This window comes from Ensifer adhaerens (genome assembly GCF_020035535.1).
Classification (GTDB): domain Bacteria; phylum Pseudomonadota; class Alphaproteobacteria; order Rhizobiales; family Rhizobiaceae; genus Ensifer.
The window spans coordinates 2,412,053-2,426,068 of record NZ_CP083350.1 but is presented as its reverse complement, the minus strand read 5'-3'; the positions used below and the strand labels follow the sequence as shown (position 1 = coordinate 2,426,068).

At 63.1% G+C, this 14,016-nt stretch carries 13 protein-coding genes; 10 read left to right on the top strand and 3 right to left on the bottom strand.

The features are described from left to right. Positions 1-35: 35 nt before the first annotated feature. Positions 36-1,388, bottom strand: a complete 1,353-nt coding sequence (locus LAC81_RS31205; protein WP_223728525.1) for an NfeD family protein — start codon at positions 1,386-1,388, stop codon at positions 36-38. Positions 1,389-1,639: 251 nt separating this feature from the next. On the opposite strand from LAC81_RS31205, the gene LAC81_RS31200 reads away from it, so the two are divergent. From LAC81_RS31200 to LAC81_RS31160, 9 genes are all read left to right on the top strand, one after another. Beyond that, entirely contained in the window at positions 1,640-2,329 is a 690-nt protein-coding gene (locus tag LAC81_RS31200) for a DUF2161 domain-containing phosphodiesterase (RefSeq protein WP_223728524.1), read from the top strand. Between the two features lie 19 nt (positions 2,330-2,348). Beyond that, positions 2,349-2,717, top strand: a complete 369-nt coding sequence (locus LAC81_RS31195; protein ID WP_223728523.1) for a YbaN family protein — start codon at positions 2,349-2,351, stop codon at positions 2,715-2,717. 442 nt (positions 2,718-3,159) lie between these two features. Beyond that, a complete protein-coding gene (locus tag LAC81_RS31190) occupies positions 3,160-3,639 on the top strand; it encodes a GNAT family N-acetyltransferase (RefSeq protein WP_223728522.1) in 480 nt (159 codons plus the stop codon). A 23-nt stretch (positions 3,640-3,662) separates the two neighbouring features. Continuing rightward, positions 3,663-4,685: a glycoside hydrolase family 3 N-terminal domain-containing protein gene (locus tag LAC81_RS31185; RefSeq protein ID WP_223728521.1), complete on the top strand. Its 1,023-nt coding sequence runs from the start codon at positions 3,663-3,665 to the stop codon at positions 4,683-4,685. Between the two features lie 40 nt (positions 4,686-4,725). Next, positions 4,726-6,375, top strand: a complete 1,650-nt coding sequence (locus tag LAC81_RS31180) for an ABC transporter substrate-binding protein (protein ID WP_223728520.1) — start codon at positions 4,726-4,728, stop codon at positions 6,373-6,375. A gap of 176 nt (positions 6,376-6,551) precedes the next feature. After that, the gene (locus LAC81_RS31175; protein ID WP_223728519.1) at positions 6,552-7,529 is read left to right on the top strand and encodes an ABC transporter permease; all 978 of its coding nucleotides are present in this window, start codon (positions 6,552-6,554) and stop codon (positions 7,527-7,529) included. Between the two features lies 1 nt (position 7,530). Continuing rightward, positions 7,531-8,421 (top strand): ABC transporter permease, encoded by an 891-nt coding sequence (locus LAC81_RS31170; protein WP_223728518.1) that lies wholly within the window; start codon positions 7,531-7,533, stop codon positions 8,419-8,421. After that, positions 8,418-9,221, top strand: coding sequence for an ABC transporter ATP-binding protein (locus tag LAC81_RS31165; RefSeq protein WP_223728517.1), 804 nt, complete (start codon positions 8,418-8,420; stop codon positions 9,219-9,221). Before LAC81_RS31170 ends, LAC81_RS31165 begins: the two co-directional genes overlap by 4 nt. Beyond that, positions 9,218-10,126 (top strand): ABC transporter ATP-binding protein, encoded by a 909-nt coding sequence (locus tag LAC81_RS31160; RefSeq protein ID WP_223728516.1) that lies wholly within the window; start codon positions 9,218-9,220, stop codon positions 10,124-10,126. The genes LAC81_RS31165 and LAC81_RS31160 overlap by 4 nt, the downstream gene beginning before the upstream one ends. A gap of 120 nt (positions 10,127-10,246) precedes the next feature. Here the strand turns inward: LAC81_RS31160 and LAC81_RS31155 are convergent, their stop codons facing one another. Together LAC81_RS31155 and LAC81_RS31150 are read right to left on the bottom strand one after the other, a co-directional pair. Further along, positions 10,247-11,287: a glutamine synthetase beta-grasp domain-containing protein gene (locus LAC81_RS31155; protein ID WP_223728515.1), complete on the bottom strand. Its 1,041-nt coding sequence runs from the start codon at positions 11,285-11,287 to the stop codon at positions 10,247-10,249. A 335-nt stretch (positions 11,288-11,622) separates the two neighbouring features. Beyond that, positions 11,623-13,023, bottom strand: coding sequence for a PLP-dependent aminotransferase family protein (locus LAC81_RS31150; protein ID WP_223728514.1), 1,401 nt, complete (start codon positions 13,021-13,023; stop codon positions 11,623-11,625). 122 nt (positions 13,024-13,145) lie between these two features. Here LAC81_RS31150 and LAC81_RS31145 point away from each other — a divergent pair, with 122 nt between their 5' ends. Beyond that, positions 13,146-14,009, top strand: coding sequence for a DMT family transporter (locus tag LAC81_RS31145; RefSeq protein WP_223728513.1), 864 nt, complete (start codon positions 13,146-13,148; stop codon positions 14,007-14,009). Positions 14,010-14,016: the final 7 nt, after the last annotated feature.

Genomic DNA, 14,016 nt, shown 5'->3' with positions numbered 1-14,016 from the left:
GCGCGTTCACCAGCGCCCTCACCGGATCCCCGGCGCTATGCCTTTTGCCCGTCGCGGATCACTTCGAGCGTCAGTCCGTTTCGTCCTATGACCTTCACATTCTCGCCTCTCGATAGCGTTTCCGTGCTGACGGCCTGCCAACGTTCGCCATGGGCGAAGACGTAGCCGCCGGCCCCCGTCCAGCTATCGACCGTGCCGGCGAGGCCGATCATCTGCTCGCCGCCGGTCACCACCGCATGGCGACGCGAGCTGAAAGCGAGCCGCGCGACCAAAAGGCTGAAGCCGAGGCTTGCAACCGCAAGCGCTGCCAGCACGGACCAGGAGACCGCGAAACCCGGCGTATCCGTGTCGAAGAGGATGGCCGCGCCCAGGACCAGTGCAAAACTGCCGCCAGCGCCGAGCACGCCGAAGGATGGCGAATGCGCTTCGGCGACCATCAATCCGATCCCGAGCAGGATCAGCCCGATGCCGGCAAAGCTGACAGGCAGCACGGAAAGCGCATAGAGCCCGAGCAGCAGACTGATGCCGCCGATCGTGCCCGGCGCCACCGACCCCGGAGACAGGAACTCGAATATCAGACCGTAGATGCCGATCATCATCAGAATGACCGCGATATTGGGATCGGTGACCACCGTAAGTAACCGGGTGCGCCAGTCGGGCACGAAGTCTTCGGTTGCAAGCCCCGCCGTATCGAGCACGATCTCCCGCTGCCCCGCATGTACGGTCCGGCCGTTTGCCTGTTTCAAGAGATCGGCGATCGTGGTGGCGGTAAAATCGACGACCTTTTCCCGGACAGCCGCTTCAGCCGAGAGGCTCGCAGCCTCGCGCACCGCCTTTTCGGCCCAATCGACATTGCGCCCCCGCAACTCCGCGAGCCCGCGGATATAGGCCACGGCATCATTGACGATCTTCGCCTCGGCAGCGCTCAGCGCCGCCGGCTGTTTGTCGTCGTTCTTGCCGGTATCGCCGTCCTTACCCTGACCGAACATGTCGCCGCCGATCGCAATCGGCGTTGCAGCGCCGAGGTTCGTACCCGGCGCCATGGCCGCGATATGACTGGCATAGAGGATATAGGTGCCGGCGCTCGCCGCGCGCGCGCCGCTCGGTGCAACGTAGCTCGCCACGGGCACTGGGGACGAGAGGATCGCACGGATGATCTCGCGCATCGATGTGTCGAGACCGCCAGGCGTATCCATCTGCAGGACCACCAGCGGGAGCCGACGCTCTTCTGCCTTCGTCAGGCCGCGCCTGACATACTCGGCCGTCGCCGGGCCAATGGCGCCGTTGACATGCAGCACCAAGGCGACCCGATCGTTTTCGGCCCGCGATGAAGCTGGAAACGCGAAGGACGAGATCAGAACAAACAACAGCGTGAGGATTCGCAACATCAGTCGTCAAAACCTCGCATGCCCGACGCCTCCGAGGAGGACGCCCATGCAAGCATCATAGCACAACACAAGGTTAGGACGAAGCGAGGTTGCTACTGCTTCGGCGGGCTCCGCAGGGCAACGAAGTCAGCCCGCTTTGTCGCTGCGACGTGATGACAAGTCCGGTGATCGGGGTTATCTGCTAGTCTCCTTCACAATGATGCTTCACTGCTTGAACCTCCCCGATTTCGACAAGAACAGGATTCCCGGGTTTGGAGACGACCCTCTATCAGCCGATCAAGACCTTCCTCGAAACCCGCGGCTACAGCGTCAAGGGCGAGATCGGCGGCTGCGATATGGTTGCGCTGAGCGATGACGAACCGCCGCTCGTCGTCATCTGCGAGCTCAAGCTGAGCTTCAATCTCGAGTTGATCCTGCAGGCCGTCGACCGCGCCACTGCCGGCGACGAGGTGTGGATCGCGGCCCGCGTTTCGGCCAAGGGCAAAGGGCGCGAAAGCGATCGCCGCTTCCGCGATCTTTGCCGCAGGCTTGGGTTCGGCATGCTGTCGGTTGCCGACAACGGCATGGTCGACGTCATTCTTGCGGCCTCCGCAATATTGCCACGCAAGAACAACCGGAAGCGGTCGCGCCTGATCAGCGAGCACCGCCGCCGCAGGGGCGACCCAACCGCCGGCGGCGCCACGCGCTCACCGATCATGACCGCCTACCGGCAGCAGGCCCTGGCCTGTGCGGCTGCCCTGCAGAACGGTGAGCTACGCCCACGCGACCTTCGTGCTGTGGCGCCCGACGCCGCCAAGATCCTGCTCAGCAATGTCTATGGCTGGTTCGAGCGGATCGACCGTGGCATCTACGCCCTGACGGAGGTCGGGGCCGAGGCGCTTCGCCGCTGGCCGCCAAGCGAAACGTCCGCGACAGCATCGGTCGAGACATCCGAAGCATGACGCTCATCGGAGCCACCGCATGAATCCCGCCCTTCGCATCCTCTGTCTTTGCCTGGCGTGGCTGATGGTCGGGCTGGGTGTCGTCGGGGCTTTTCTACCCGTCCTGCCGACGACCCCGTTCCTGCTTCTAGCGGCGGGGCTCTTCGCCCGCGCATCGCCGCGATTGGAGCAATGGCTGCTCAACCATCGCGTCTTCGGGACTTCACTACGGCTCTGGCGTGAAAGGGGAGCGATCTCCAAGCGCGCGAAAACCGGCGCGGTGAGCCTGATGGCCGCAAGCTTCGGCCTCTTCTTTTTTCTCGGCAATCCCAGCCTGACGCTGGCCGTCATCGTTGCGGCGGCGATGGCGCTTCCCGCGCTGTTCATTCTGACGCGTCCCGCAGAATAGCCATGCAGGCGGCAAGCAGGAAAATGATACTTTTCTTCTCAAGAAATACTTGGTCGTGCTCGAAATTGGAGAATTCTTCTTAAGCGTACACTTTATGAGCGCATGAATATCGATACTTAGTGTTTTTGTAAATCAAGATATATTTCGAACAACTCAAGAACAAAGCTGTACAAACGTGCAATTTCGAGGGGCGGCACACTCTGCTCTCTCTTCCAGCCGCCTTTTTTCCACCCCCACCGCCGCAGCCACGCAACCGATAGAGACCGGGTTTCGCCCCATTGCCGCGGCCTCCGGGGCGCTTCATCAGCTGATGTCTGAGGGCGCGAAAAGAGGATAGCCCCCCGAATCTGACGATTGGCGATTGACAAGCCGGGCGGGTTGGCTCCATCTATTGCATTACAAAGGCAGCAATTCCTTAATAAGGGAATATGTGGAGGAGCATATGCCTGACATGCTGGTGAGCTTGTATTCGCCGATCCTCGGTGAACTCAAGCGCAGAACCGAAACCGACAAGGTGACGATCCGTCCCGCCTTGCCGCCGGAAATGGGCCTGGTCGTCGACTGGGTGCGCGAGAATTTCAGCGAAAACTGGGCAAGTGAAGTGACTGTCGCCTTCACACGCCGACCGGTCGCCTGCCTCATCGCGGTCGATGACGGCAAGCTCCTCGGATTTGCCTGCTATGACACGACGGCGCCAGGCTTCTTCGGCCCGACGGGCGTCGACCCCGTAGCCCGGGGCAAGGGCATCGGCGTCGCCCTGCTATCCGGCTGTCTCGATACCATGAAGACGCTCGGTCACGCCTATGCCTTCATCGGCGATGCCGGCCCCGTCGATTTCTACGCAAAGACCGTTGGCGCCGTGCCAATCCCCGCCCCCGACAAGGGGATCTACCAGGGCATGCTGCGTCGCCCTTCCAAGTAATTTCCATTTATCGGAGCCTCCCAATGTCCTCGACCCCGCTCGCCCTCTTCGTCGGCCTTCCGAACCCCACGCTGTCAGACAACGAATTCGCGCTGTTCCGCGAAACCAATCCGCTCGGCCTCTTCGTCGGCCGCCGCAACCTGCGCGAACCCGGCCAGGTGAAGGTGCTGATCGAGCTTTTCCGTGAAGCGGTCGGCCGCGAAGACGCACCCGTCTTCACCGACCAGGAAGGCGGACGCGTCCAGCATCTCGACGCCGGTCCCTGGCCGCTGTTCCGCTCCTTTGGCGAATTCGCAGAACTCGCCCGCCGTGACTTCGCCCTCGGCAAGAAGGCGCTGCGCCTGTCGAGCCAGGCCATGGGCACGATGATGAGCGAGCTTGGCTTGACGAGCGGCTGCTCGCCGGTGCTCGACCTCGTCTTCTCGACGACGAGCTCCGTCATCGGCGCCCGCGCCTTCGGCGCCGACCCGGACTTCATTGCAGCACTCGGCCGCGAAGTGGTCGACGGCCTGCTCGAGACCGGCAACATGCCGGTCATGAAGCACATTCCCGGCCACGGCCGCGCGACGCTCGATTCGCACAAAGAGCGCCCGGTCGTCGACGCCTCGCGCGAATTGCTGACGTCCACCGACTTCAAGCCGTTCGTTGCTCTGCGCGACACGCCCTGGGCCATGGTCGCGCACGTCGTCTACTCGGCCTTCGACAAGGAACTGCCGGCGTCGATCTCGCCGGTCATGCACGATGTCATCCGCAACAACATGGGCTATGACGGCGTGCTCATCTCCGATTGCATCTTCATGGAATCGCTGCGCGGCACCCTGCCAGAGCGCGTCCGCCAGGTGCTCGATGCCGGTTTCGACATCGCGCTCCACAGCCATGGCGATCTCGCTGAAAGCGAAGCGGCAGCCAAGGCCGCAAGCCCGCTGACCGCCGCCGCGCAGAAGCGCATCGAGGCCGCTAACTCCCGGCTCGGCACGCTCAAAGTCGACGTGCGCGCCGTGCATGCGGAAGTCGAGGACATGTTCAACAGCGCCCTCGTTGCCTGACCGAAAAAAGAAATCCCAGCGATCTAAAAGGGGAACTACCGTGAAAAAATCGCTTCTCGGCGCAGCCACCGCGCTCGCCCTCATCGCCGGCCCGGCCGCGGCACAGACCGTGCTGACGGCCAATATCGAGCCGGCGACCACCTGGGTTCGCAACTTCAACCCGTTCAACCAGACCTCGGCGCGCCAGAGCACGCTCGATTTCATCTATGAGCCGCTCGTCGTCTTCAATCGCTTCGATGACAACAAGCCGGTCTTCCGCTTGGCCGAGAGCTTCAAGCTCTCGGACGACCTGAAGTCGATCGAATTCAAGCTGCGGCCGAATCTGAAGTGGTCGGATGGAAAGCCGCTGACGGCGACCGACGTCAAGTTCACCTACGACTACCTGAAGAAGTTCCCGGCGCTCGATTTCGTCAGTATCTGGACCTTCATCACCGGCGTCGAAGCGGTCGATGCCCAGACCGTACGGTTCACCCTCGCCAATCCGAGCTCGCTCGCCGCCGAACAGCTCGCGCAGCTGCCGATCGTGCCGGAGCACGTCTGGAAGGACGTCGCCGAGCCGGTGACCTTCGCCAACGAAACGCCTGTCGGCAGCGGTCCGCTGACCGAAATTCCGCGCTTCACCGGCCAGACCTACGACCAGTGCCGCAACCCGCATTACTGGGATGCGGCAACCCTCAAGGTCGACTGCGTACGCTTCCCGCAGCTCGCCGACAACAACCAGATCCTGACGGCGACCGCGTCGGGCACGCTCGACTGGGGCGTCTCCTTCATTCCGGATATCGAGAACGTCTACGTCGCCAAGGATCCGGAGCACTTCCATTTCTGGTATTCGCCGAGCAGCATGGTCGCCTTCCTGTTCAACCAGGAAACCGCGAACGAAAACAACCGCAAGGCCTTCAACGACGTGAAGTTCCGCCGCGCCGCCTCGATGGCGCTCGACCGCGGCACGATGGTCGACGTCGCCGGCTACGGCTACCCGACGCTCAACGAAGACCCGGCCGGCATGGGCGAGCTCTACAAGAGCTGGGCCGATCCGTCGGTTGCGGCTGATTTCGGCAGGTACGGCAAGTACGATGCCGATGCCGCCAAGGCGCTGCTCGACGAGGCCGGCTATGCCGACAAGGACGGCGATGGCTTCCGCGACAACCCCGACGGCAGCAAGATCTCCTTCTCGATCATCGTTCCGAGCTCGTGGACCGACTGGATCGATACCGTGACGATCGCCGTCGAAGGCCTACAGGCCGTCGGCCTCGATGCCAAGATCGAGACGCCGGAAGAGGCTGTCTGGACCGGCAACCTGATCAACGGCACCTTCGACGCCGCGATCAACAGCCTGCCGGCGTCCGCCTCGCCCTACTACCCCTACAAGCGCGCCTTCAGCTCGAGCGACAAGGGCAAGACCCGCTTCACCTCGCAACGCTGGTTCAATCCGGAAGTCGAGGCCCTGTTGACCGAGTTCACGCAGACGGCTGACCCGGCCAAGCAGAAGGAAGCGATGAACAAGGCGCAGCGCATCGTCGCCGAGAACATGCCCATGATGCCGGTGTTCAACAACCCGAACTGGTACCAGTACAACACCAAGCGCTTCAAGGGCTGGGCGACGGCGGAAAACCCCTTCGTCAATCCCTCGATCACCCGCAACAACCCGGCGCGTCTCCTGCACCTCTTGGCGCTTGAGCCGGTGAAATAAACCGATCCGAGACGCGGCGCTCTCACGGACGACGTTCCGGGAGGGCGCCTCATCACGATGCGCAAACAGTGGCGGGCGTCCTTCGTCCGCCACGCGGTCGTCCCTGCGCTTGCCCGACGATCCGACACGAAGACCGCCTGACGCCTACGCGGCGGCCGCAGTCGATGGAGTTCCCGATGGCCTTTCTGCTACGCCGCCTGTGCTTTTATCTGGCGGCCTTCGTCGCGGCGGCGACGATCAACTTTTTCCTGCCGCGGCTGATGCCCGGCGATCCGGTGCAGATCATGTTTTCGAGCGCTGGTGCTGAACTGCCGCCCGAAAGCCTGCAGGCCCTGAAACTCACCTTCGGCTTCGTCGACGGGCCGCTTTGGCAGCAGTACCTCACCTATCTCGGCAGCATCTTCAGCGGCGATCTCGGCCGCTCGATCAAGTATTTCCCGCTGCCGGTGACCACGGTGCTCGGTAATGCGCTGGTGTGGACCGTCGGCCTGATGGGCACGGCGACGCTGGTCAGCTTCGCGCTCGGCACCTTCCTCGGCATTCTCGCGGCCTGGCGGCGCGGCAGCCTGTTCGACGTCATCGTTTCCGTCGGCGCGATCTTCGCGACCTCGGTTCCGGCCGTGGTCACCTCGCTGATCGTCGTTTTCACCTTCGGCTTCACGCTCGGCTGGTTCCCGACCGGCTATGCCGCCGACCCGGCACTCGATCCGGCCTTCACGCTCGAATATATCGGCAGCCTGCTCTATCACGGCATCCTGCCGATGCTGACGCTCTGTGCCGTTCTGACCGGCGGCTTCGCCGTGACCATGCGCAACAACATGATCAACCTGCTCGGCGAAGACTATATCGTCATGGCCCGCGCCAAGGGGCTTTCAGATACCCGTGTCATGCTCTGGTATGCGGCGCGCAACGCCCTGCTGCCGACCGTGTCGAGCCTCGCGATCGCCATCGGCACGGTGCTTGGCGGTTCGCTGGTGACCGAGGTCGTGTTCAACTATCCCGGCCTCGGCAACATCCTCTACCAGGCGATCCTCGCCCGCGATTACCCCGTCATCCAGGGACAGCTCTTGATCATGACCGCCACCATGCTCGTCGCCAACTTCGTCGTCGATGTCAGCTATGTGCTGCTCGATCCGCGACTGAAGAGGGCGTGATATGAAGACCTCCTCCTTTCCGCTCATCCACAACCGCAAGGCCATGGTCGGCGCCCTGATCGTCGCCTTCATCCTGGCTGTCGCGATCGCAGCTCCCTTGCTAACCTCCTACGACCCGGGCGCCCGCGTCGGCCGCCCGCACCAGGCGCCATCGCTTCAGCATTGGCTCGGCACCACGCGCATCGGCCAGGACGTCTTCACCCGTCTCCTCTATGGCGCACGCACCTCGCTTGCGGTCGGCTTCGGCGCCGGGCTTCTGATCACAGCCGTCGGCACCGCGCTCGGCATCATCGCCGGCTACCGCGGCGGCAAGGTGGATGAGGTCATCAGCTTCTTCACCAACATGGTGCTCGTCGTCCCGAACCTGCCTCTTCTCCTGGTCCTTGCAGCCTTCATCGGCCAGGCGAGCCCGTGGGTCATCGCGCTCATTCTCGGCGGCACCTCCTGGGCCTGGGGCGCACGCGTCACCCGCGCCGAAACCCTCTCGGTGAAGCAGAAGGACTATGTCAAATCGGCCGAAATGATGGGCGAGCCGCGCTGGCGGATCATGACCTTCGAGATTTTTCCGAACCTCATCTCGATCGTCGGCATCAACTTCATCGGCAGCGTGATCTTCGCGATCATCACCCAGGCGACGCTGGAGTTCCTTGGCCTCGGCGATCCCAAGGTCGTTTCCTGGGGCACGATGCTCTATGGCGCGCAGAAGGCATCCGCCCTTTCGGTCGGCGCCTGGTGGGACATCCTGACGCCCTGCTTCGCGCTTGCCTTCCTCGGCATCGGCCTGTCGCTGCTCAACTTCGCTGTCGACGAGATCGCCAATCCGCGGCTTCGCACCGGCAACCGGCTCGGCCGCTGGTCCGCACTCATCCGCTCCGGGGAGGGCCGCCTGTGACCGCACCTTTGCTTTCGGTCAAAAACCTGACCATTGACTACATTGGCGAGACCAACGACTTCCGCGCCGTCGACGACGTCGGCTTCGACGTTGCCCCCGGCGAAGTCTTCGGCCTTGCCGGCGAATCCGGCTGCGGCAAGAGCACGATCGCGTTTGCCATCAGCCGCCTGCACAAACCGCCGGCACTGATCCGCAAGGAAAGCGCCATCCTGCTCGACGGCCGCAACGTGCTCGATCTCGACCAGAAGGACCTGGCCGACTTTCGCTGGCGCGAAGTGGCGATGGTGTTCCAGAGCGCAATGAACTCGCTGAACCCGGTGTTGCGCATCGAGCAGCAGTTCTACGACGTGCTGAGGACGCACAAGCGCATCACCCGCGCGCAAGCGCGCGAACGCACCGCCGAGATGCTCAAGCTTGTCGATATTTCACCCGACCGGATGCGCGACTATCCGCATCAGTTTTCCGGCGGCATGCGCCAGCGCATCGTCATTGCCATCTGCCTGGCGCTCAATCCGCGCCTTATCGTTATGGACGAGCCGACGACGGCGCTCGACGTCGTGGTGCAGCGCGAAATCCTGCAGCGGATCAACGAACTCCGGCGCAAGCTCGGCTTTGCCGTGCTCTTCATCACCCACGACCTCGGGCTGATGGTGCAGTTCTGCGACCGCATCGGCATCATGCTCGGCGGCAAACTGGTCGAACAGGGAGCCGCCGACGCCATCTACCGGACACCGGAGCACGACTATACCAAGAAGCTCTGGGCCTCCTTCCCCTCGCTGCACGGAGGCGTTCTCAGATGACCGGCTCATCCGCACCCATCCTGACGCTCGACAAGGTCAGCAAGACCTTCGGCAACGGCCCGTCTGCCGTGCGTGCCGCGCGATCCATATCCTTCTCGCTGCATGCCGGGCGGGCGCTCGCCGTCGTCGGCGAATCCGGCAGCGGCAAGACCACCTGCGCTCGCATCGCCATGCGCGAATACGAGCCGAGCGAAGGACGGCTGCTCTACAAGGGCAAGCCCGTCGACGCGGCCGGATCCAAGGAAATCGCCGATTACCGCCGTTCGGTGCAGATGATCTTCCAGGATCCCTTCGCTTCGCTCAATCCGGCCCACACCATCGCCTACCACCTGAAGCGGCCGCTGATGCTGCACCGTCCTGACATCAGGGGCACAGCAGTCAACGAAGAGATCAAGGCGCTGCTTCGGCAAGTGAAGCTCGATCCTGACATCGTCGCGCCGAAATACCCGCACGAACTTTCCGGCGGCCAGCGCCAGCGCGTCAACATCGCCCGGGCGCTCGCGGCCAAGCCCGAGGTCATCGTCGCGGACGAGCCGACCTCGATGCTCGACGTTTCCGTGCGGCTCGGCGTGCTCAATCTCTTGAGCGAAATGAAGCGGGAGATGAACCTCGGCCTGCTCTACATCACGCACGACATCGCGACTGCCCGTTATGTGGCCGAGGATATCGCCGTGATGTATGCCGGCCAGATCGTCGAGTGGGGCAATACCGGCAAGGTCATCGACAACCCGGCCCATCCCTATACGAAGCTGCTGCTGTCGGCGGTGCCCGACCCGGATGTCCGCTTCGACGATCCGAATGCGCAGGTCAGTTCCGCCCAAGCAGACGAAACGCGCCGCCGCTCGGCGGCAGATCAGGCGACGATCCGCGAGGTCGAACCGGATCATTTCGTGCGCGCGGCCTGAGCCGTCAGTTGACCAGCAAACAAAAAACGCCCCGCAAACCGCGGGGCGTTTTTTTTGGTCGCGAAAAGCTCGACCCCGTCGATTTGGCCCGGCGCCCTCGTGCGCGACGGGCGAGACAAATCAGGCGGCTTCGCGCTTTTCGACGTCGGTCGGGACCGTGGAGATCGTCTTCAGGATCTGCGAAGCGATCTGGTAGGGGTCGCCCTTTGAGTTCGGGCGGCGGTCTTCCAGGTAGCCCTTGTAGTCGTTGTTGACGAAGCTGTGCGGAACGCGGATCGACGCACCACGGTCGGCAACACCGTAGCTGAACTGGTGGATCGAGGCGGTTTCATGCTTGCCGGTCAGGCGCATGTGGTTGTCCGGGCCGTAGACGGCGATGTGGTCGGCACGAGCTTCGGCGAAAGCAGCCATCAGCTCTTCGAAGTATTCCTTGCCGCCGACTTCGCGCATGTAGGCGGTCGAGAAGTTGGCGTGCATGCCCGAGCCGTTCCAGTCGGTGTCGCCGAGCGGCTTGCAGTGGTACTCGACGTCGATGCCGTACTTTTCAGTCAGGCGCTGCAAGAGGTAGCGGGCAAGCCAGATTTCATCGGCAGCCTTGCGCGAGCCCTTGCCGAACACCTGGAACTCCCACTGGCCCTTGGCGACTTCGGCGTTGATGCCTTCATGGTTGATGCCGGCAGCCAGGCAGATGTCGAGATGCTCTTCGACGATCTTGCGGGCCACGTCGCCAACATTGCTGAAGCCGACGCCGCAGTAGTAGGGGCCCTGCGGCGCGGGGAAGCCGGCGTCCGGGAAGCCGAGTGGGCGACCGCTCTGGTAGAAGAAGTACTCCTGCTCGAAGCCAAACCAGGCGCCGTCGTCCTCAAGGACCGTAGCGCGGGTGTTGGACGGATGCGGCGTCTTGGCATCGGGCATCATGACTTCGCAGAGGACGAGAACGCCGTTCTTGCGCTCCGGATCCGGATAGACGGCAGCCGGCTTCAGCACGCAGTCCGAGCTGCTGCCTTCGGCCTGCATCGTGGAGGAACCGTCAAAGCCCCAGAAGGGAAGCTGCTCAAGCGTCGGGAAAGCGTCGAATTCCTTGATCAGGGTCTTGCCGCGCAGGTTCGGGGTGGGCTTGTAACCGTCGAGCCAGATGTATTCGAGCTTAAACTTTGTCATTTCGTTCTCTCATATGACGCCAGGAATGGCTGGGTTCCGAAGCGGCTGGGCAATCCAGATCGGCTTGCCCGACGACCGATGCCTGTTAAGAAGCATTAATCGTGCCAATTCGGATTCAGTCGGAAAATCTGGAGAAAAGAGCCATTGGCGGCACGGGCGATCGCCAGCGCGCCAATGCAACAGCGCAAGGAAGAAGCGAATTGCGCAAAAAATAGGCAAAACCTGCCCGACTCCGCGGCAAATAACGCCGGCCAGGTTGGGATCAACGGCCCATCCCCAAATAGCGCCGGCGATTGCCTTCAAAACGTGCAACTGGGTGCAAAATGCCGGTCTACTCAGCCCGAGCGCGCAGGATCGCACTGGCGCATGATCGCGGGCAGAACCCTGAAAAGCCGCTCGTCTTCGCACTGAGAGACATTGAAGCGCAGGAAGCCGTTGGCCGTGCCGGCATGGCTGAAGACATTTCCGGGTGCCAGCACGATCTCCTGCTGCAGCGCCTTCTGCGCCACCTCGGCCGCATCGATACCCTCGGGCAAATGGCACCAGAGGAACATTCCGGCCTGCGGCTCGATCCACGGCGTGATGCCGACATCACCGAGGCGCACCGCCGTTTCGCTCATCGCCCGCGCCAGGCGCTGGCGCAGCGCCTCCATGTGCTTGCGGTAGCTGCCATCCTTCAGCATCGAAAAGACCAGTTCTGCCGCAAGGCTCGGCCCGCCGAATGTGGTGGCGATCTTCAGGTCGATGAGCCCTTCTATCCAGTCGCGCGGTGCGGCGATGAAACCGCAGCGAATGGAAGCGGAAAGGGTCTTGGAGAAACTGCCGATCTGCACGACACGATCGAGCCCGTCGAAGGCGGCGAGCCGCGGCGCGGGCGTATGCTCGAAATCCGCGAAGATATCATCCTCGACGATCGTGAGACCCGCCTGCTCGGCAAGCTTGAGCAGGCGGTGAGCGACGACGGGGGAAAGCGTGGCGCTGGTCGGATTGTGAAGCGCGGAATTGGTAATGTAGATGCGCGGTCGATACGCCGTCAGCACCTCGGCAAATTTTTCGAGGTCCGGCCCCGTGGGCGTATAGGGCACGCTCACCACCTCGGCCCGATGGGCGCGCAGCAAGGCGTGGAAGTTGAAATAGCAGGGATCGTCGACCACGACCGTATCGCCGGGCTCAATCAGGAAACGGCAGAGAAGGTCGATCGCCTGCGTTCCCGATTCCGTCAGGATGATCTGGTCGGGAGATGCTTCGACGCCATGTTCGCCGAGACGTCGTGCCAGAAGCTGGCGAAGAGGCCGATGGCCAAGTGGCGTTCCGTAGTCGGTCAGCCCGCTTGCCTCCAATTTGGCCGCAGACTTGAGCGCGCGTCGAATTGCGGTCTCGGGCATCCAGCTCGGCGGCAGCCAGCCGCAGCCCGGCTTCAGCACGCTGCCGCCCGTTTCCAGCGCCTGGCGCGACACCCAGAGCGGATCGACGGCCCGGTCAAGCCGCGGCCCGATCTCGGCCAAAGACAGGGGAGCCAGCGGCGCGGCGACGAAGAAACCGGCGCCGGGCTTCGAGCGAATGACGCCTTCGGCCACCAGCCGTTCATAGGCTTCGACGACGGTGGATTTCGAAACGCGCATGGTGTTGGCGAAGGCACGGATCGATGGAAGCTTCGCCCCCGGCGTCAGGATGCGCCCCGCGATCCGCTGCCTGATGGTCGCCATCACACCTTCGAGCAGCGTTTCGCTGCCCATCTCCAACTCCTGAATCGTCATCCGTACCGCTCATCCATCCAATACAGTTTTGCAAAACTGTACCGTATTGTCTCTGGCGAGGCCAGCCTCTCCGACCGATACAGACGAAAAAGGAGAATGCTATGGACAAGACGGCAGACGGTTGGATGAGCGGTTTTCTCGGGGTGCTGATCTTCAGCGGATCGCTCCCTGCAACACGCGTCGCAGTCATGGATTTCGATCCGGTGTTTCTGACCGTGGCGCGCGCGGCGATCGCCGGCCTGCTCGGGCTCCTGCTGCTTCTCGTTTTCCGCCAGCCGCGCCCGGCGAAGACCGACCTCGTTTCGCTGGCGATCGTCGCCTTCGGCGTCGTGCTTGGCTTTCCGTTGCTGACCGCGCTGGCCCTGCAGCATGTCACCTCGGCGCATCTGATCGTCTTCGTCGGACTTCTACCGTTGGCAACCGCAATCTTCGGCGTGTTGCGCGCAGGGGAGCGGCCGCGTCCGGCCTTCTGGCTCTTTTCGTCGCTCGGAAGTGCTGCTGTCGTCGGCTTTGCGCTGGTGCAGGGTTTTGCCGCCTCCCCTGTCGGCGACCTCCTGATGCTCGGCGCCGTCATCGTGTGCGGCCTCGGCTATGCCGAAGGGGCCAGCCTTTCGCGCAAGCTCGGCGGCTGGCAGGTGATCTGCTGGGCACTCGTCCTGTCGCTGCCGATCATGCTCGCGCTCACGCTTTTCACGCTGCCAGCCTCCTTCGCGACCGTCACGAACGGCGCCTGGACAGGTCTTGCCTATGTCTCGATCTTCAGCATGCTCGTTGGCTTCGTTTTCTGGTATCGCGGCCTCGCGCTCGGCGGCGTCGCCGGCGTCGGACAGCTGCAATTGCTGCAGCCCTTCTTCGGCCTGGCGCTCGCCGCGACGCTTCTCGGCGAACCCGTCAGCTGGAGCATGCTGGCTGCGACCGGCGCAATCGTGCTGTGCGTCGCCGGCGCCAAGAAATTCTCAAAGTAGGGGCGTC